General features: G+C 41.6%; 18 protein-coding genes and 1 pseudogene. 1 reads left to right on the top strand and 18 read right to left on the bottom strand.

The annotated features are described in order from the left end of the window. Positions 1-635: 635 nt before the first annotated feature. From FTU09_RS02630 to cgtA, 13 genes and pseudogenes are all read right to left on the bottom strand, one after another. The gene (locus tag FTU09_RS02630; protein ID WP_180079489.1) at positions 636-1,235 is read right to left on the bottom strand and encodes a hypothetical protein; all 600 of its coding nucleotides are present in this window, start codon (positions 1,233-1,235) and stop codon (positions 636-638) included. Positions 1,236-1,499: 264 nt separating this feature from the next. Then, positions 1,500-1,823: pseudogene (ssb, locus tag FTU09_RS02625) on the bottom strand (single-stranded DNA-binding protein); the annotation flags it as partial. A 247-nt stretch (positions 1,824-2,070) separates the two neighbouring features. Then, entirely contained in the window at positions 2,071-4,464 is a 2,394-nt protein-coding gene (locus FTU09_RS02620) for a DUF3987 domain-containing protein (RefSeq protein ID WP_180079488.1), read from the bottom strand. Next, positions 4,461-4,766, bottom strand: coding sequence for a hypothetical protein (locus FTU09_RS02615; protein WP_180079487.1), 306 nt, complete (start codon positions 4,764-4,766; stop codon positions 4,461-4,463). Before FTU09_RS02615 ends, FTU09_RS02620 begins: the two co-directional genes overlap by 4 nt. After that, positions 4,759-5,145, bottom strand: a complete 387-nt coding sequence (locus FTU09_RS02610) for a hypothetical protein (RefSeq protein WP_257226845.1) — start codon at positions 5,143-5,145, stop codon at positions 4,759-4,761. Before FTU09_RS02610 ends, FTU09_RS02615 begins: the two co-directional genes overlap by 8 nt. After that, on the bottom strand, positions 5,142-5,393 hold the full coding sequence (locus FTU09_RS02605) for a hypothetical protein (RefSeq protein WP_151835365.1): 252 nt from the start codon (positions 5,391-5,393) through the stop codon (positions 5,142-5,144). Before FTU09_RS02605 ends, FTU09_RS02610 begins: the two co-directional genes overlap by 4 nt. 2 nt (positions 5,394-5,395) lie before the next feature. After that, entirely contained in the window at positions 5,396-5,593 is a 198-nt protein-coding gene (locus tag FTU09_RS02600) for a hypothetical protein (protein ID WP_180079486.1), read from the bottom strand. Continuing rightward, positions 5,590-5,808 carry a helix-turn-helix domain-containing protein gene (locus FTU09_RS02595; protein WP_070155545.1) on the bottom strand — a complete coding sequence of 73 codons (219 nt, stop codon included), beginning with the start codon at positions 5,806-5,808 and terminating at the stop codon, positions 5,590-5,592. The genes FTU09_RS02600 and FTU09_RS02595 overlap by 4 nt, the downstream gene beginning before the upstream one ends. A gap of 3 nt (positions 5,809-5,811) precedes the next feature. After that, positions 5,812-6,105 carry an AlpA family transcriptional regulator gene (locus tag FTU09_RS02590; protein ID WP_168399834.1) on the bottom strand — a complete coding sequence of 98 codons (294 nt, stop codon included), beginning with the start codon at positions 6,103-6,105 and terminating at the stop codon, positions 5,812-5,814. A gap of 86 nt (positions 6,106-6,191) precedes the next feature. Then, positions 6,192-7,064 (bottom strand): DUF6387 family protein, encoded by an 873-nt coding sequence (locus FTU09_RS02585; RefSeq protein WP_180079485.1) that lies wholly within the window; start codon positions 7,062-7,064, stop codon positions 6,192-6,194. Positions 7,065-7,206: 142 nt separating this feature from the next. Beyond that, positions 7,207-8,397: a site-specific integrase gene (locus FTU09_RS02580; protein ID WP_180079484.1), complete on the bottom strand. Its 1,191-nt coding sequence runs from the start codon at positions 8,395-8,397 to the stop codon at positions 7,207-7,209. A 285-nt stretch (positions 8,398-8,682) separates the two neighbouring features. Next, positions 8,683-9,816, bottom strand: coding sequence for a glutamate 5-kinase (gene proB, locus FTU09_RS02575; RefSeq protein ID WP_096901091.1), 1,134 nt, complete (start codon positions 9,814-9,816; stop codon positions 8,683-8,685). A gap of 27 nt (positions 9,817-9,843) precedes the next feature. Continuing rightward, positions 9,844-11,058: an Obg family GTPase CgtA gene (gene cgtA / locus FTU09_RS02570; protein WP_004971687.1), complete on the bottom strand. Its 1,215-nt coding sequence runs from the start codon at positions 11,056-11,058 to the stop codon at positions 9,844-9,846. A gap of 215 nt (positions 11,059-11,273) precedes the next feature. On the opposite strand from cgtA, the gene FTU09_RS02565 reads away from it, so the two are divergent. Beyond that, positions 11,274-12,470, top strand: a complete 1,197-nt coding sequence (locus FTU09_RS02565; RefSeq protein WP_180079483.1) for an MFS transporter — start codon at positions 11,274-11,276, stop codon at positions 12,468-12,470. A 64-nt stretch (positions 12,471-12,534) separates the two neighbouring features. Here the strand turns inward: FTU09_RS02565 and FTU09_RS02560 are convergent, their stop codons facing one another. From FTU09_RS02560 to uvrB, 5 genes are all read right to left on the bottom strand, one after another. Further along, complete coding sequence (locus FTU09_RS02560) at positions 12,535-12,897, bottom strand: helix-turn-helix domain-containing protein (RefSeq protein ID WP_004971692.1); 363 nt, start codon at positions 12,895-12,897, stop codon at positions 12,535-12,537. 217 nt (positions 12,898-13,114) lie between these two features. Then, entirely contained in the window at positions 13,115-14,572 is a 1,458-nt protein-coding gene (locus tag FTU09_RS02555) for a glyceraldehyde-3-phosphate dehydrogenase (RefSeq protein WP_004971695.1), read from the bottom strand. Between the two features lie 265 nt (positions 14,573-14,837). Continuing rightward, positions 14,838-15,761 (bottom strand): EamA family transporter RarD, encoded by a 924-nt coding sequence (gene rarD, locus FTU09_RS02550; protein WP_180079482.1) that lies wholly within the window; start codon positions 15,759-15,761, stop codon positions 14,838-14,840. A gap of 177 nt (positions 15,762-15,938) precedes the next feature. Next, the gene (locus FTU09_RS02545; RefSeq protein ID WP_004971700.1) at positions 15,939-16,538 is read right to left on the bottom strand and encodes a lipocalin family protein; all 600 of its coding nucleotides are present in this window, start codon (positions 16,536-16,538) and stop codon (positions 15,939-15,941) included. A gap of 170 nt (positions 16,539-16,708) precedes the next feature. Beyond that, a complete protein-coding gene (uvrB, locus tag FTU09_RS02540) occupies positions 16,709-18,736 on the bottom strand; it encodes an excinuclease ABC subunit UvrB (protein WP_104851763.1) in 2,028 nt (675 codons plus the stop codon). Between the last annotated feature and the right edge of the window lie 115 nt (positions 18,737-18,851).

The following is an 18,851-nucleotide window of genomic DNA, read 5'->3' as shown; positions in this document are numbered from 1 at the left end:
ATCAACAATACAAAAAATTTCTGTAAAATCGTACATGGTAGTTAGAGCCTTTGGGTTGTGTCGTAACTTTCTAAATGGCTCTAACTACCTTTTTTTCAAGGGCTTTTCTTATCCGTAATTCGGGTTAAGTAATAAAAAACCCGCTTAGATATTCCAAGCGGGTTTTTTAATAACTTCAATTGAATGATAACTTACAGCATCATCAATAAATCGCTATGTGATAGCGATATATAAAACTCATAAGATACTGTTTTAATTATATTATTTTACGTGGTAAAAATATTTAACCCCTCATTTAACCTCTGAGTGAGTTCTGTACCCCCTATTTTTGAGCAATAAATTATTTTTTTCGCTCCCACCATTTTATTGAAGCGGAATAGAGTATTTAAAGCTGCTCCTCTATTTAGTGGCTCAGGTATGGTCATCTTGACCACTGGGGGGTAGTCCAATGTTCAGGCTATTTGCAGCAGTAAACCGCCTGAATAATCACACTGTAACTCTATTGGGATTTTAAAGGTCAAAACCACAATTTAACTCGCTCCCTCGCGTGCGCGCGCGTAGTTGTTGCGAAATGCAAAATTGCGCTGTCATGCTGTTAATAAATGATAAGGCTTGGACTACTGTGCAAGTCCTGTTTAATCCCATGATGGTTTTAAACCATGTCTATTCATAAAGGCATGAAAGTTTGCAATGCAATATTGCTCTGACTTTCGTTCTAGCTCGTCATGCCTCTGTACCAATCTGTTATAGGTTGAATGGTGCATCCCTTTAGGCTTCAACTTATGCCACGACTTCATAAATGCGGTGTCATACTGCCAGTTGAGTTTATTCCTGATTTTATACATGCCGACTCGGGTGCTTTCTAGTTTGCAACTCTGCTGTGTGCTGTAGTTCAGTTTGTGGCAAGTTCTACAGAAAAACATTGAATTGCGTAGGTATAGCTTTGCAACTCGCTTAGAACACTTTGGGCAATTAAACCAATATCGCTTTCCACCGTAGTTGCATGGTGTGGTGACAACATCCACTAAATAGCGGTGCTGCTGCTCGTTGCATGTGTAGCTTAATTCTAAACCGCCGTTATCGTAGTGATATGTTATAGATGAAAATACTTCTTGAGAGTCGCCTTTTCGCCATGCCCATGAGTTACTTCCTCCACCATCAAATACCTTATATCGAGCCATGACTCGGCTGTCCAAGTTCAAACAATCTTCAATTTGACCGTGTGTTTTTTCCATTGATAACCTCGCTTTAATTGATAGGTATTAAATCAGGCTCAATGCCTTATGTACTCTGTGTTTCAGTCATTTTACAGTGTTTTTCAATAAGAGATTTCACTAATGATTTAGGTTGGCAATCAAGGTCTAGGTTTTGATGGGATGGGTTTCTCTCAAAATAGAGGTAAACCATAATGGATAGTCTGCATGGTTATCTTGACCATTCAGCCAATAAAAAAGCTCCCCATATTTAGGGAGCTATCCGTGCCAAGTTATCTAGCATCACAGCAATTGCAGAACATCCGCCTTTATCTCTGTGACTTCCCGATCTGCACCGCTTTGGTCTTTCCACTTCCTTGTTCTCAAGCTGCCCTCAATATAAACCTTGCTGCCTTTCTTGAGGTACTTACTAGCAATCTCTGCCAATCGGTTGTTGGTGCTGATTCTGTGCCATTCTGTAGCCTCTTTGCGCTCGCCAGTGGACTTGTCTTTCCAGTGTTCAGTAGTCGCCACGCTAAAATTGGTAACGCTACCGCCGTTGGGAAAATTCTTAGTTTCAGGGTCACGACCTAACACACCCATCACGATTGCTTTGTTCACGTTTGGCATTGTTCAAAATCTCTAATATCTGTTGTTGCTATTTTCTTAGTCTGAGAATCGGGCTATTTTGGCTAAAGTCGCTGTAAGCCTTGACACGTATAGCTTTTACCTTTGCCTATGGCTTGGCTAAAGTTGGCTAAAAAGGCTAGGATTCAATATCTGTTAGCATCATTTTAGCCTTTTTAGCCTTTCTTAGCCTTTGGGTTGGCTAGAGTGAAAGTGTTACTGTATAAGGGTTTCAGGCATTTTAGCCTTTTTAGCCTAGTTTTGAGAAAAGAGGGTTTAAAACCACATATTCCCTTTTCCCGATTTGCTCGATATGGATATACTCAGCATCAATTAAGTGACTGAGCGCAGCATCGCGGTTGTTTTTACTGCGTAGGTGCTTTGGATAAACAGTAGTAGAAATAGCTGATTTCAATATCTTTGATGAATCTTGCTTTTTCAACCACTCCAGCATCAGTTCGCTGTCTGACTTTTCCGCCTTGCCGTAGTAGCGCAGCCACTCATCTAAAGAGTATTTGCAAAGGTCTATAGCGTTTTGCATGATGCGAGCGTCAATATAATCAACCTCCGAGCAATACGCTAAAATTGCAGCTACTCTCAAAACATACTGATTAGTGCGTAAAGCATAAGCTCTGATAAATTCATACTTTCCACCCTTGCCAACTTCTTGACCGATATGGTTCTGATACTGAATGTGTAACCTCTCAGCATCTTGGCATTTTGTAATTATCACTCTGCCATCGTCACCAACAAAAAGTTTATTGCCAAAATACGGAGTGGTCAGCATCTTCTCGCAGAACTTCCAGTATGCTTTTAAATCCTCATCATCGTATGGTTTGATGCTCTGCTGCTCCAATGTCACTTGACGGTGCTGGAGTGGCGTAGGTGCTGCAAATAAAACTCTAGCCAAAAAACCTTGCTCACGTAGTAGAGAGTTGGTTAGGGCGGGTCTTGCAACAACATCCTGTACAGCAATATCTAGGGAAAAATATTTATTCTCAAAAAAATGGCTATCTTCCGCATTTCTTAAAAGTGCATTTCCCTTGCCAGTATCAACTAGGTCATTTAAAACGCTAATTGATTCGCCTACAGTGTCGCTTTTTAATGAGTAGCCACTAAAGAGATAGCCACCCTCGCCAGTTGCCCATATATAACTGTTGCCAGCTCCGTCTGCCATCATTCTGATAATGGCTTGTGTCGTGGTTTTCTTGAATCTCGACATGGGGTTCACTGGAGCGTCCCCACGTTCATCTGACTTCTTTTTACTCCAGCTTTTGTAATCTGCATAAAACCGATTCATATTTTCAGATTCGATTTTCTCGCTGATTTTTGAAGCATCACTCTTGCAAACGTCTTTACCCTCTCCCGATGGAAAAATAGTAAGCATGAATAGGCTGCATGGCTGCCCTTTTTCTGACTTGTCGCTGGGTGCTTTGATGTGTCTTTGCGCTATATATGCTTGCTCACCTAAATATGTTTGTGCCGCTACTGCTAACGGTACATTGTGAAAATGAGCGGATTTCTTAATGGCTTTTGCAATAACATCGGGGAAAGCATGAATAGGATATTCACCCTCAACATATTGGCTCGTAATGTGTAAAGGTTGTGGTTCTCCCCATTCACGATCTGTTTTGCTGTTGTCATACTCACTAATCAAGCCCATTGCAGATAGTGCATGATTGACTGCCTGCAATGCCTCTGCTGCTGATTTCCCACCATGCTCCAGTAGTGTGAATCCATCGCCAGCAATCGCTTCGCCTGTACCCTGTGAGCATATAAAAGAGCCATCGCCGTTTTCATTGTCGAATCTAAACCGATCTACACCACCACACATAGGGCATGTAACATGCTCATGCGGTGCTGTTGCTGTAAATGGGTAGCCAATGCGACTTAGAATCTCCTCCCAACGACCACGCGCTAATAATTTAGCCTGTTTAAAATCTAGGTTATAATGTGCTTGTTGTGTTTGTTGTGTTTGTCTTGCTTGTGGTTTTTCTGCCTGTGCCTTTGGTTTTGCCACCTTTGGCATGGGTAGCGATTCAATCCATGCAATTAAGTCCGCAGCATCTCGCCATTCATCAGAATGTACCACTTGCGTCATAAATGCCTCCCCCTTGCGGTGATAGAAGCCAGTTAGCCGCATAACTCGCGGTAAATCGTGAATAGCTTTATCTGCACCATCATCAGCAAAGTGATGAATTAATCGCTTTTGTAGTTCAGTAAATTGATTAAGTGGAATCTCGTCATTTTCGGCAATAATCCAGTAAGCATGATGCTTGCCTGCGGAACTCTCAATAATCAAGTTGGGTGGAATGCCATCCATATTCATCAGCCGATCTAATCGCGCATGGTCTACTGTGTCAAAATCCACCCATAGCGCACGCGCACGCGTCACATTGTCGCTTGTACGCCCTTGTAGGTCGGTTTGATTGACCGTAACGAATACGCCTGCACCTTGACCATTCAGCCGCGCTAAGGTGTCAAAATGAGCCTCTAGTGAGCCGTGATAGATATGAGCAAGGTTTTTATTTTTGTCTGCATCAGCAAAGGTTTGAAAGGTAAATTCACCGCCAGCATCCAGCATGTCTAACATGCGCTCTGCTTCTTTCATGCTTGGGGTGAATAGGTTGGGTTTTGCATTCATTCCGCACCCCCTTTGGTGTTCTGCCACTCTTTTTCATATTGTTCTGACATTTCTACATGGAAGCTATGACGTTCCTCTGCTAGGTAGCTATACATCTCCAGTGCGGTTTTTAGTTCATCGAAATGGCATGAATGTATGCCTTGCTGCTGTAAGTCTGCACTTAACTTGATGAAGTCACGGCGGACTCGGTTTAGTGCGCTTTGCATCCAGTTCATGTCATACGCAGCCAACGATTGAATGTCGTGCATGTCGCCTGCATCGTATTTTTTAGGTGTATTTGTAGAATTGATTTGATTAGGCATGAGAATTGCCTCCTAAGACAGTTTGAGTTTTGAGAAGTTTCACCAATATAAAACTGGTGATGGGATTCACTCTCGAGGTCTTAGACTCGCCCCACATATTCGCCATTGCTGACTTATTTTGTGATGTCATCCCATCATAGATGGATTGCAGCCTTGTTGGCGTAGCTGAAACGCTTGCGCTTGTTTTCTGCACAGCTTGAGAGGCTTTGCAAAACTTAGGCACAAAAAAATCACTTTTACGATGTGAGGAATCGCTAAGACTATTTGAGAGGTCTAAAGCATAAGCGGAACGGCTTAGACTTGCAATAACAAAGCAAAACAAAACAAAGCACATGCCTAGAAGTAGTCCTTTAAACATTTCAAAAAATAATTCTTTCATGCTGCTACCTCTTTCAAAATTGCATCATTCAAGGTGGCAAGGCTGCCTAAATGTAGAATCAAAACATCCTTTGCACTTCCATCATTCAAAAGCTGCTTTCTTGCCTCGATAATGTCTGCAATGTCGCCATCCATGCCAGTGACCTGTAAGAATTTCATAGGCTCATCATTTACGATTAAATCTGCCTCAATGTCGGCTTGATCTGTTGGGGAGAATGAAGCAAGGACGTAGGTATATAAATCGTTCATGCTCACAACTCCTCTTGTATGATTTCTAGGACTTCAATCATTTGTGTTTTGATTTCTGCCATTGAGAAGTTTTTGCCCTCCTCAATATCAACAATTAAGCCGACTGCAACATCATAGATATTCGCTAACCGCAATTCGTCATCTGTAAAGGGGAGGTCATCCACCACGCTTGCAGATTTAAAATCTATAATTTCGCTCATGCTGCCACCTCCTTAACAAGCTCATAACGTGCATGTCTGCCAATGCCTGACTTATTGCGCTCGTTATGGGTCACAATGTCATAACCTGCATTTCGTAAACGCTGAATAATTGCGCTCAGTCGATAGCAGTTGAAAAGGTCGATAGCCTCAGCTTGGGAAAGGGTTTTGCCTTGTTTAAGGTGTGCTAGGACTTGTTTTAGTTGAGTGTTATTCATTGATTAAGCCTCCATCGTTGCAATGTCGGCTTGTTCTTCAATCCACGCCTCGACCTCTGACATGCGCCATACAGTGACGTTGCTTGAGAGTTTTAGAGGCTTCGGAAATTTCCCCTCACGCACCCAAGTCCATATTGTTTTTTCGGTCACTGGTAACAGTCCGATGCGCTCAGGCTTGGCATTGACTTTGCGCTTCATGCCTGCATTTTCGCCTGTCTTGATGGTGTAGATTTTTTCGGGGGTAGATGGTGCGCTCGCTAATTGCTTAATACGAGCGTATTTTTCATGTGCTGACATATTGCACCCTTGCAAGTTGTAAAGCGTTATTGCTTGGGTGAAGTATGTTTTTTAATAATTATTAGAGTTATGACATCGAATGCAGATTACTTTTCACTACTTTGATCTGATAAATAGAATAGATATGCACTCTCATTACTTCTTGAATTTAAGAGTTTTTTTGCAAAAGGTATGATTGTTTCTCGCAATTGTTTTCCAGTGTATTGACCATGAGGGAATAAAAACTCTGCCAGTGTATCGTACTCAATGTGATGGTCTGTTAGCCTCTGCCAAAGAAGAATATCAATGACCTGTAGTGTTCTAAAGTTTTTAAACTTTCTTATAAACTCTTTAGGAGGTAGGAGTTTTGGCCTCTGCTTTAGTTGATTTCTCAATTTTTTTAAATGCTTTTTTATATCTGCAAGGATTGCATCATCCGAAAAATCAAGATTAATACTAATTGCTGGGTATTCATCATACTCATCTATATTGCGTCTATGCGCGTATTCTAAACGCGCCTCTATATCATCACTTATAATTTTAATTGGACGTATATATGGCCTAGTATCGAATAGAAGGCGCGGAAGTATATCAAGCGGCCTTTTCATGTTTGGTACTCTACCAAGTTGGGGGTGGTCTAAGAAATCTGACTCCGCTCGCCCCTCAATCCACCGTAGATATGACTTTTTATCATCCTCAATGATTTGCTCCCTAGTTCTTGGTGATGGAGTATATTCAACGCGCTTGCCTTCAATAATTTTAAAGCGTTTTATTGTTATAAATTTCTTATTCTTACGGTCATCCTCTGTAACTGGAGTGATGTAATCATCCTTAAATATGGAATTAATGTGATATGAGGTATTTTGCCTATCTCGGATTTCGTGAGTTAGCCCCACAACACTAAATTTTTTATAATGTTCGTCATATCTCTTATTATTAAAAAATTCAGGTATCTTTTTTTTATCGCTTATGCGTTTCAATTCATGCCTCCCACAGCATCCCCCAAAAGTAGCTAGGTAAACAAGTTGGGTGCTTGCTTGTCGGATGCCTCCTATACCTAGCAATCTGAATATAAGCGAAATGACAAGTTACTGCCAATCATTGAACGTCCTAGCTTGTCGCTTACACTGTCTTTTTAAATAAAATAATGTCGGGGTCATCCTCTTTGTGTAGGTGGTCGGCTAGTTCTTCAATGTCGGGGTTGTAATAGGTATTAATTAGAATACCAATGGTTTTATGACCTGTGATTTTTGCCAGTACCTCTACTGGGAGTTTTGAATTTTTAACCATCCGTGAAATAGCTTCATGTCGGGTGTCGTGGAAAGTTAAGTCTTTAATTCCTAATTTACCTTTCACCACTTGGTTAAAATATGCTGACAATGCACCTCTACCCACTTCACCATCCCCGACCTTGCTTTTAACGGTACATACATCAGTTTCATCTATACCTCGCATATAACTTAAAAGCTCAATAGCTCGCTTAGATAGAGGGACTTTTCTAGCTGTACCGTTCTTTGTGAGTTCAAGTTCAACGTGCTTGTCGTAAACGTCTGCCCACTTTAAGCCTGTTATCTCGCCTGCTCGCATCGCCGTTTCAATTGCAAAGAGAAATGCCCAAGCGGTCTGCTGTTTTTTAGTGACTGGTTGAGAACGCCCATCATATTTGAATGCCTGCAAAATTTGGTCTATTTCATCCTGAGAGATACGTCTATTTCTACTAGGTGACTGCTTCGGCTTGGCTATGTCGTCCAGTGGGGAGTTGGTCATAATTCTTAGTTCTTGTCGTGCATACTTGAATACAGCACTCAATAAGCCTAAATCTCTAGCGACTGTTGCACTCTTGACCTTTTTTAGCCGTTCATCCCTAAATTGAATCATATCTAGCTGCCCTAGTTGGTTTACTGGTTTTTTCATCAATCGGGGAAATGATTTTATATAGCCATTTAAAATGACAGTTTCCACACGCCCACCTCTTTTGTGTGGTGTGACCTTTTCCATGTAAAGCCTTATCAAGTCGGCAAAACTCATCTCTGATAAATCTTTAATCTTTTCTTGTCGTTTTTGCTCAGTCGGGTTAATGCCCTCCGATACTTGTTTTTTTATCTCATCACGTCTTAAACGTGCATCTTTAGCATTCAGCACCTTTGGATATTCGCCAAGTGTGATGGTGTTTTTCTTTCCATCGAGCGTATATAGCACTTTCCAAGTTTTGCGACCTGTAGGGGATACAAATAGATAAAGCATCTCGCTATCGTGGATTTTTTGCAGCTTGGAGGTTGGTTTTATGGCATCAATTTGAAGTTTAGATAGCATAATTTTTACCTCGATAATTCATATAGTTAGAGTGTCTTTAAATTTATGGCAATTGATTTTTCGGGTGAGGTTTTTAGGAAAATGAAGCCATTTTTTAAAGGTTTTCATCAAACAATGGCAATGGATTTCTTCATATTGTGGCAATGGATTATTTTTAACCTCCATTTTAACCTCCCACTTTAACCTCTTGTTAGTATATTGTAGGTTTTTGCACTACACAACAAAAAGGCTCAATCCCTTACAGAATCAAGCCTTAGCGTTGTGTTTGGTTATGGTGAGTTTTTGCTAGTATATTGCCATGTGATTGCGATGGATCATCTCCAACGAACGTGCCTCGCCTAACACCTGATGCACTTTGTCAGAAGCCAAGCCTTTGACCAAATCTGCAGAACGTGAACTAAAATTAACACGTCCCACAGCGACACGATGACCTTGTGTATCTACACACTCCACCACATCGCCACGTTCAAAATGCCCTTCTACCGCTTTTACACCCACAGGCAATAAACTGCGATGATTTTCTTTAATGGCTTTGACTGCGCCATCATCAATCACCAAACGTCCTGCCGTTTGTAAATGTGCCGCCAACCACTGTTGATGCGCTGCAATACGGTCATTGTCAGTAATGAACAGTGTACCCAACATTTCGCCCGCCATTAAACGCGCAAGCACATTGTCACTTTCACCACTGGCAATTAAAGTTGGACAACCCGATTTAGCCGCCAAACGCGCTGCACGGACTTTGGTCAGCATGCCACCGCGCCCAAACTTGCCGCCACCACCCGCCATATCAAACAGACTTTCATCCAAAGCACGTACAGTATGGAACAGTTTTGCGTTTGGATTAGAACGTGGGTCGGAGTCAAACATGCCTTGCTGATCGGTCAAAATAATCAACAAATCTGCATGTACCTGCCCTGCCACCATCGCAGCCAAAGTGTCGTTATCACCAAAGCGAATTTCGTCAGTAGACACTGTGTCATTTTCATTAATGACTGGTATCACGCGCCATTCAATCAGGTTTTGCAATGCATCGCACGAGTTTAAATAACGACGACGATCTGCCAAATCATCATGGGTTAATAGGACTTGTGCAGTTTGAATCTGGTGTTTTTCCAGCACACTTGACCAAGTTTGAATCAAGCCCATTTGACCAATGGCAGCGCATGCCTGAAGACTGGGTAGATCGGTGGGTCGATGCTCAAGTTTCATTCGCACCATACCTTCAGCCACAGCTCCCGATGACACTAAAATAATTTCGTGTCCAGCATTGTGTAGATCTGCAATTTGTCCCGCCCAATGCGAGATTGCATCCAAATCTAAACCTTGCCCATTGGCTGTGAGTAAAGATGATCCGATTTTAACAACGATTCGTTTACAACCCTTGAGCTGACGTTGCCCATCTACCACTTCTATCATCTTGTCCTCAGTCACTTTTTGTAGCGCTTAGCGTACGTAGTACACTTCTACTTCGCCATCTTCACCATCATCGTCTTCGTCATCATCGCCCAGCATACCTGCAAGACGTTGCTGACGGCGCATCTCACGATACGCTTCTTTCGCGGCAATGGTTTGTTCACGTGTTTCAGCTTCCAGCTGATCACGGAATGCTTTCATTTCTGCTGCGTACTCAGGATCTTCAACTTCGCGTTCACGTTGTTGCTCAATTTGATCCATCAAGTAATACACCACTTGCTGTGTACCTTCAGACATTAAGCCTGAAGTTTTGAACACAGGACCATCCCACTGCAATTCTTCAAGAATGTGTTTACACCATTCTTCACGTGAATCTTCAGGAAGTTGATCAAGTTTATTCAACACCAACACGATTGGTAACTTTGCCAAAGTTGGAGAGAATTTTTCCAACTCTTGCAGAATTGCTTTGGCATTGTACGCAGGATCAGAACCATCAATAGGTTGAACATCCACAATGTGCAGTAAAATACGAGTACGCGCCAAGTGTTTCAGGAAGCGAATCCCCAAACCTGCGCCTTCTGCTGCACCTTCAATTAGTCCTGGAATATCTGCCATGACAAAAGAACGATGACGATCTGCATCCACCACGCCTAAATTTGGCACCATGGTGGTAAATGGATAGTCAGCAACTTTTGGTTTTGCCGCAGACACGGCACGAATAAAGGTCGATTTACCCGCGTTTGGCATGCCTAGCAAGCCTACATCGGCAAGGACTTTCAACTCCAGACGGATTTCACGAAACTCACCTTTCGTACCATGCGTGAATTTACGCGGTGTACGGTTGGTAGATGATTTAAAGTGAGTATTCCCTAAACCACCATCACCGCCTTGAGCGACCAATACTTTCTGACCGCTTTCGACTAAATCTGCAATAATATCGCCAGAGTCTGTATCAACAATGGTTGTGCCCACTGGAACGGTCAAAACGACAGATTCACCACCACGACCTGCACAGTTTGCGCCCGAACCGTTTTTACCACGTTCAGCGCGAAATTTACGGGTATAACGATAATCTACAAGGGTGCTTGCGTTGTCGTCGGCTTGAATAAAAATACTGCCGCCACGACCACCATCACCGCCATCTGGCCCACCAAATGGTACAAATTTCTCTCGGCGAAAACTGGCTACGCCATTGCCACCGTCGCCAGCCTCTACGGTAATGACTGCTTCATCAACAAAGCGCATCTTGCCAATCCTCTAAAACTTTAAAAGCCGTATATTCTGCCATATTTTAGAGAATTTCTCGAATTATATTTATGCAATCGTATGCGTAGATGCTTTTTATCCTTGATTGTTCAAAACACTCATTTCTTTTAGCAATGATATGATCGTTTTTTCTTATTTCTCCTTCCTCATCTAAGTTCTTATAGTGCTTTAACCCTTGTTTGCTTTCTGTCGCCATGTCTAATGCTGTTGCCACCACAACCACGCCTGCTTTATCGCCTAAATTTATTTTACTCATAGCAACCGCCTGTGGCTTGTGTGCGGGATCGGCATATTTTAATCAGCCTTTAATTTATTCAATTGAAAAAAGTTTAGGAATTAGCACCAGTCAGGCAGGCTTTGCTGTGGTTTTGGCACAAATAGGCTATGGACTAGGTTTAATGTTACTCGTGCCTTTAGGTGACTTGCTAAATAAGCGTAAATTGATTGTCAGTCTGATGGTTTTTGCTGCGTTTTCGCAAATTTTGCTGTCTTTTAGCAGCAATTTAGCCATGCTGTATTTCTTTACCGTATGTGCCACTTTTGGTGCGATTTCTGCACAAGTGCTTATTCCATTTGCATCTAGCATCAGTCCACCTGAATCGAGTGCTGCCATTGTCGGCAAATTGATGAGTGGCTTGGTAATGGGGATTATTTTATCGCGCACTTTCGCGGGTTTTGTATCGACCTATTGGTCTTGGGAAGCTGTCTATTTCAGCAGCGGCATCATCACCCTACTTTTTGCAGGCTTAATGTGGACAAAACTTTCCTCTACAGCTGCCAATAAAAATTTGACTGTGGCAGGCATTTATCGTTCTTTAATTCAGTTGGCTATAACCCAACCACATTTAATTCGTAGAGCGTGCGCGGGCGCTTTGGGCTTTGCCATTTTGTCCTTGGTTTTTACTTCCATGACTTTTGTTTTAGCCAATCCGCCTTATTATTTTAGTGATTTTCAAATTGGGCTTTTTGGTTTATTGGGTGTGATTGGAATTTTCTCGTCAAGTTGGTCGGGTAAAACGGTCGGCAAAGGTCGTGAGAATTTTGTCGCAATATTATGTATTGGCTTGATGTTGTTTTCTTGCATTCCACTCTTTTTTGCACAGCAGAATATTGTGGCTTATGCCGTTGGCGTATTGATGAGTTATTTTGGTCTAACTGCTTTTCACGTATTGAATCAAAACTTGGTGTACCGAATTGATGCCACCGCACGTTCCCGCATTAATGCGGTATATATGACTATTTATTTTTCAGGTGCAGCACTTGGTTCACTGACGGCGGTCTACGCATGGCAACACCGGGGCTGGATGGGTTGTGTTGTCAGTATTTTGGTATTTGCCATCGGGATTTTGCTGATTGATCGTTATGATTTTTCACATCGACGCACTATTTAATCATCCAGAATGTGCTTTGGAGTAGGAACATCTACAGCAACTTCCCTAAAAGATGAGTAATCCATTAGTGAGAAGATTGCTGTGAAGTTTCAGGCAAATGCTGTTCTAAATACTCAATCAGTTGATTCACTCTTGCTGCAATTTGTGAGCCTTCAAAAGTGAGTTGATATTCCACTTTAGGCGGCACCGTTGGGTAAACTGTACGTAAAATTAACCCATCTTGCTCAAGAGTTTTCAGGGTTTGCGCCAGCATTTTTTCACTCACCCCTTCAATGCGCTGTCTTAGCTCACTAAAGCGGTGCAAACCTTCGCTTAAACAATGCAACACCAACATTGACCATTTATTGGCTAAATGTTCTAAACGAATCCGTGATGGACAATCTTTAGCAAGGACTTGCCCGAGTAAGTGACTGGTTGCATATTGCATAACGGTATCCTTCTGTTATTTCTATTGTTCAGGCTTTGAAAGCTTGAAAGCAAAATCAAATCTACTTACTTTTTAGCATAGACTTTATTTTGGTAAGTTTAGGATAGCGTATTAGGTGGAAATTTCAACACTCATCCTTATATTTAAGAATGAAATAAATGCAAAAAAAAGAGCTTCATTTGAAGCTCTTTTTGATTTTAAATTCTGTATCTACAAATTATGCATTTGTTTCAGCAGGAACTTTAGGATAGCTTACGCCGCCCATTTGTTCAGCAATACGCAATACTTGGCAGCTATAACCCACTTCGTTGTCATACCAAACGTAAGCAGTTAAACGGTTGCCTGAAGTAATGGTTGCTTGCGCATCAAATACACCTGCAGTACGCGAACCAATGAAGTCACTTGAAACCACTTCAGTCGAGTTGGTATAACCAATTTGACCTTGAAGATTAGAGTGAATTGAAATTTGACGAATGTATTCGTTCACTTCTTCGCGATCTACTTCTTTCTCAAGCGTTAAGTTCAAGATTGCAAGTGATACGTTTGGCGTTGGAACACGTACAGAGTTACCTGTTAATTTACCTTGTAATGCAGGCAATGCTTTCGCCACTGCTTTTGCTGCACCTGTTTCGGTAATAACCATGTTTAATGTTGCTGCACGACCACGACGATCTGCCTTGTGATAGTTATCAATCAAGTTTTGGTCGTTAGTGAATGAGTGAACAGTTTCAACGTGACCATTCACAACGGTGTACTTGTCATGCAACACTTTTAAAGTTGGTGTAATCGCGTTTGTTGTACAGCTTGCCGCAGAAATGATGGTATCTTCATCAAGAATGTCAGCTTGGTTAACACCGTAAACCACGTTTTTCATGTCACCTTTACCAGGTGCAGTTAAAATTACGCGTGCAGCGCCTGGGCATTGAAGGTGTTGTGCAAGACCTTCTGCATCACGCCATTTACCCGTGTTGTCAATCACTAATGCATTGTTGATGCCATAAGCCGTATAGTCTACTTCAGATGGGTTAGATGCATAGATCACTTTAATGAAGTTACCATTTGCGATAATTGCTTCATTTTCTTCATCTACAGAAATCGTGCCTGCAAATGGACCATGAATAGAGTCGCGACGCAATAAAGACGCACGTTTTTCTAAATCACCATCAGATGATTTACGTACCACAATTGCTTTAAGGTTTAAGCCACGGCCAAGACCAGATTGACCAATGATTAAACGCGCAAGGATACGACCAATACGACCAAAACCGTAAAGTACAACATCTTTGCTTTCTACAGTTGTTGGATTGCCCGCTAAAGATTTCACAGCGTCTGCAACAAATGCATTTACATCGCCGCCTTTTTCTTTATATTCAACAGCAAGTTTACCTAAGTCGATTTCTGCTGAACCGATGTTGTCTACTTTTGCCAAAGCTTCAAGCAATGGGAAAGTGTGAACAACTGAAAGTTCTACGTCCATCATACGAGTACGACGGTGTGCTTTCAAAATTTGAATCACAGAACGGTTAACTAAAGAACGACCAAAAACTGAAACCATGATATTTTTTTCACGGTACAACTGACCGAGTAAAGCAATCATACGTTCCGCGATTTCTTCACGGTTTTTCCAGCGACCTTGGTGCTCTGCGTGTAGGGCGATGATAGTCTCTTTGCTCACAGATACGTCCTCTAATTAATTGTATATCTAGGCATGAATTTCAAAACCCGATAATTGTAATGGAATTGTCGTCAAGATTGAATCAAAAGCTGGTACTGACCCGACTATTTTCCTATATATTCACTATAAATTCATAAAATAGTTGTAATTATTTTTGTGATTTTAGTTTTTTCAACAAAAGTTCAATTTTTTAGAAGAAAAAGAGGATGATGCCAAACTCGATTATCCTCTTGGAAATTTGAATATCTCACCACAGCGACGGCTTTTATTGTCCAGATGACTGTTGAATCTTCTGCTGTAAATCTTGCTGATTCATTTTTTGTTTTCTTAAATGCAAACACCCTTCAACCACCAATAATGCAACTGCCAACCAAATTGGGATATAAGTCAGCCACTCCCCTGCTTCAACTCGTTCACCTAACAACATAGACACAAAAGCCAACAGCACAGGTTCTAAATAACTCAGTAAACCAAAAATCACAAAAGGCAAATGGCGGCTGGCCAAAATATAACTGCCAAGTCCCAATGCACTTAAAAAGCCCAATCCAAGTACCGACCAAATTAAATATGGAAAAGCTGCGATGACATTTACACTGTCACTATAATAAAAGCCTAAATATACCGCGACAGGAATAACTAGCAGTAAATCCCACCAAAACCCGCCCAAGTGATCGGTTTGAAAGACCCGACGTAAAAAGAAATATAAAGGATAGGCAAATGCCACATATAAGGTTTCCCACGCCACCGTGCCAATGCGCCAGATTTCATGACTGACACCTAGCACGGCTAAGGCAACTGCTGCCATCTGCCAAGTCGATAACTTTTCTTTATATAGCACACAGCCAAGCAAAACCATGATCAAAGGCAATAAGAAATAACCCAAAGAAACCTGCAAACCACGCCCGTTAATCGGCCCCCACAAAAATAACCACAATTGCGTAGTGCATAAAAAAGAACTAAAAATCAGCCAAAGTATGAATTGTGGTTGTTGTTTGAGCCGCTGAAAAATCGCGGAAATATGTTTTAAATCTCCCGACCACCACATAAACAAAGTTAGGAGTGGCAAAGTTGCCAACATACGCCACGCAAAAGTTTCTTCGCTGTCTAAAGGTTTGAGTAATTGGGTATAAAAATACAGCACCCCAAAAGTGACCGATGCTAAAACCGATAGTGCAATGCCTTTATACATCCGACTCTCCCCTATATCAGTCGGCATTATACTCATATATACGTTGTTTTAGAGATTGATCGAATGTTCAAAATTTAAAATGACAGGATATAAAAAACCACGCAGCTTTTGCGTGGTCAATTGGTCTGCATACGTTTGTCTGCTTATATCTATAAGTAGCTCTGGAGCTGCTGCAACTTAGTCTGACTTTTTAGTTTGCGTATGTCTGGTATAAATCACATCACTTAAGTCATAACCGAGTGATTTGGCATAGTTCAGATATTCAGTCACGACAGCCTGATCAGGATGCGGCGTACGTGAAAGTACCCATAAATATTTACGGCGTGGTTCACCCACCAAGGCAGTTTGATAGTCATCATCTAGCTTTAACACCCAATAATCACCACGCCCTACAGGCAACCAACGAATGACTTCAGGTAAAAAGCTAACTTTGAGTTTGCTGTTAAAAGGCGCATTTTGTACAAAAGCTTCGCCCAAAGCACGCATTTGTTTGCCATCTTTTGCAATACAACGGTTATCCACCTGCACATTGCCATTTTCATTCAATGTATATGCTGCTGTTACATTTGAACCGCATTTGTTTTGGAAATATAAAGGCTTTCTTGCAACCTCATACCAAACGCCTAAATATTTATCTAATTCGACTTTTTCTACCGTTTTCATCGGTTCATTGGTTTTGGAATATGCCATAGTCGCAGCACCCAAACCAATCAGCACCACACCACCAAGGGCAATTTTGGCAAGTCGCGCACCTGCAAACGGAAGTTTTTTAGCCATTGTCCCAACCTCTAAACTCTAATGTTCAGTCAATTTTGTTTATCTTCTTCAAAAATAACCGCAAGCATTTCAATTTACTGTATGGATATGTAATTTTTGCAACTCAAATTTTACATAGCAAGTTTAGTATGCAAACTCGCACTTACACTGACAGTGCAATTCGCCCCAATTTAGCCAGATTGCAACATTTGCGCTTTTAAACGCAAAATTTCATCACGTAAACGAGCCGCTTGTTCAAATTGCAGTTCTTTAGATGCTTTCAACATCTCTTTTTCAAGTTTGGCAATATGTTTGGCATACAGTTTAGGATCAGCCAAAATGTGCTGTTCATCGTCACTTAAAGCACGGCTTTGTGCATTGATTTTTTCATCAATTTGCTCATCGTTCAGCACTTCACCTGTGTCGATTTCTTTAATCACCTGACGCACTGCACTACGTGGAGTAATGCCGTGCAATTCATTAAATTCAATTTGTTTGGCACGACGACGCTCTGTTTCATCTATCGCCTTTTGCATTGAATCGGTAATGCGATCTGCATATAAAATTGCTTTACCTTTCAAGTTACGTGCTGCACGTCCAATGGTTTGAATCAACGAACGTTCTGAACGTAAAAAGCCTTCTTTGTCGGCATCTAAAATTGCCACTAAAGACACTTCAGGCATGTCTAAACCTTCTCGTAACAGGTTAATGCCAACCAAGACATCATGCACGCCTGTACGTAATTCGTGAATAATTTTGACGCGTTCTACGGTATCAATATCAGAGTGTAAATAAGCCACTTGAATGCCGTATTCTTTTAAATACGAGGTCAAATCTTCAGCCATGCGTTTGGTTAAAGTGGTGACCAACACCCGCTCATTCAATTCTTTACGCAAATTGATTTCAGACAGCACATCATCCACCTGCGTTAACACAGGACGAATTTCAATTTCTGGGTCAATCAATCCTGTTGGACGCACCACTTGCTCTACAATTTGTTGCGATTTTTCCAACTCATATTGTGCAGGTGTAGCGCTCACATAAATTGTGGATGGGACGATGCGCTCCCATTCTTCAAATTTCATTGGACGGTTGTCTAACGCACTAGGTAAACGGAAACCATAATTCACCAAGTTTTCTTTACGTGATCGGTCACCTTTATACATCGCGCCAATTTGCGGAACGGTCACGTGCGATTCATCAATAATCAGCAAGGCATCATCAGGTACATAATCAAACAAAGTGGGCGGTGCTTCGCCTGCAGGTCGTCCAGACAAATGTCGTGAATAGTTTTCGATGCCGTTGGTATAGCCCAATTGCTGCATCATTTCTAAATCATAGCGGGTACGTTGTTCTATGCGCTGCGCTTCTAGCAATTTGTCATGTTCGCGAAAAAACACCAAACGCTCTTTTAGTTCTTCTTTAATGGTACCAATCGCACGTTCCAAATTATCCTTAGGCGTAACATAGTGACTTTTAGGATAAATAGTCACGCGCGGCACTTTACGCACCAATTTGCCTGTTAATGGATCAAACCAACGAATCGAATCGACTTCATCATCAAATAATTCTATGCGAATAGCATGCTGATCAGATTCAGCAGGGAAAATATCTAAAATTTCACCACGAATACGGTAAGTACCGCGCAAAAACTCTAGCTCATTACGGCTATATTGCATTTCCACCAAACGACGGATCAAATCATCACGATTCACCCGATCACCTTGCACCACATGCAGCAACATGCTCATATAAGCATTGGGGTCACCCAAACCGTAAATTGCAGATACCGATGCGACAATAATGGCATCACGACGCTCTAGCAAAGCACGTGTGGCCGAGAGTCGCATTTGGTCAATATGATCATTAATAGCCGCATCTTTTTCAATAAAAGTATCGGAAGATGGTACATAGGCTTCAGGCTGATAATAGTCATAATAACTGACAAAATATTCGACTGCGTTGTTCGGAAAGAACGCTTTAAACTCACCATACAACTGCGCTGCCAGCGTTTTGTTATGTGCCATGACAATGGTCGGACGCTGTGTTCTGGCAATCACATTGGCCATGGTATAAGTCTTACCTGAGCCTGTAACCCCAAGTAATAGCTGATCATGATAGCCCTGTTCTATCCCTTGAACCAATTTTTCAATGGCTTGTGGTTGGTCACCCGCAGGTTGATAGTTGGTGACTAAATCGAAAGGTTGCTTATCACTCACAAATGCAGCTCTCAGGTTTGATGCGACCTAATATTTTAGCAGATTTACCTACACTCAGGACATCCGAATATGTTGTGGCGATGTTGCGTAGCTACAAAGCCATTGCTCGGTTTTA

It is taken from the genome of Acinetobacter sp. YH12058 (assembly GCF_013419805.1).
Lineage (GTDB): Bacteria > Pseudomonadota > Gammaproteobacteria > Pseudomonadales > Moraxellaceae > Acinetobacter > Acinetobacter towneri.
Note: the sequence above shows the minus strand (reverse complement) of the source record. Positions and strands in the feature narration are given on the sequence as shown.

What these genes read in the sequence shown, in the direction of transcription:
- FTU09_RS02630 (WP_180079489.1), bottom strand. Translation starts at nt 1,235, where the DNA reads ATGGAAAAAACACACGGTCAAATTGAAGATTGTTTGAACTTGGACAGC.
- FTU09_RS02620 (WP_180079488.1), bottom strand. Translation starts at nt 4,464, where the DNA reads ATGAATGCAAAACCCAACCTATTCACCCCAAGCATGAAAGAAGCAGAG.
- FTU09_RS02615 (WP_180079487.1), bottom strand. Translation starts at nt 4,766, where the DNA reads ATGCCTAATCAAATCAATTCTACAAATACACCTAAAAAATACGATGCA.
- FTU09_RS02610 (WP_257226845.1), bottom strand. Translation starts at nt 5,145, where the DNA reads ATGAAAGAATTATTTTTTGAAATGTTTAAAGGACTACTTCTAGGCATG.
- FTU09_RS02605 (WP_151835365.1), bottom strand. Translation starts at nt 5,393, where the DNA reads ATGAACGATTTATATACCTACGTCCTTGCTTCATTCTCCCCAACAGAT.
- FTU09_RS02600 (WP_180079486.1), bottom strand. Translation starts at nt 5,593, where the DNA reads ATGAGCGAAATTATAGATTTTAAATCTGCAAGCGTGGTGGATGACCTC.
- FTU09_RS02595 (WP_070155545.1), bottom strand. Translation starts at nt 5,808, where the DNA reads ATGAATAACACTCAACTAAAACAAGTCCTAGCACACCTTAAACAAGGC.
- FTU09_RS02590 (WP_168399834.1), bottom strand. Translation starts at nt 6,105, where the DNA reads ATGTCAGCACATGAAAAATACGCTCGTATTAAGCAATTAGCGAGCGCA.
- FTU09_RS02580 (WP_180079484.1), bottom strand. Translation starts at nt 8,397, where the DNA reads ATGCTATCTAAACTTCAAATTGATGCCATAAAACCAACCTCCAAGCTG.
- proB (WP_096901091.1), bottom strand. Translation starts at nt 9,816, where the DNA reads ATGATAGAAGTGGTAGATGGGCAACGTCAGCTCAAGGGTTGTAAACGA.
- cgtA (WP_004971687.1), bottom strand. Translation starts at nt 11,058, where the DNA reads ATGCGCTTTGTTGATGAAGCAGTCATTACCGTAGAGGCTGGCGACGGT.
- FTU09_RS02565 (WP_180079483.1), top strand. Translation starts at nt 11,274, where the DNA reads ATGTCTAATGCTGTTGCCACCACAACCACGCCTGCTTTATCGCCTAAA.
- FTU09_RS02560 (WP_004971692.1), bottom strand. Translation starts at nt 12,897, where the DNA reads ATGCAATATGCAACCAGTCACTTACTCGGGCAAGTCCTTGCTAAAGAT.
- rarD (WP_180079482.1), bottom strand. Translation starts at nt 15,761, where the DNA reads ATGTATAAAGGCATTGCACTATCGGTTTTAGCATCGGTCACTTTTGGG.
- FTU09_RS02545 (WP_004971700.1), bottom strand. Translation starts at nt 16,538, where the DNA reads ATGGCTAAAAAACTTCCGTTTGCAGGTGCGCGACTTGCCAAAATTGCC.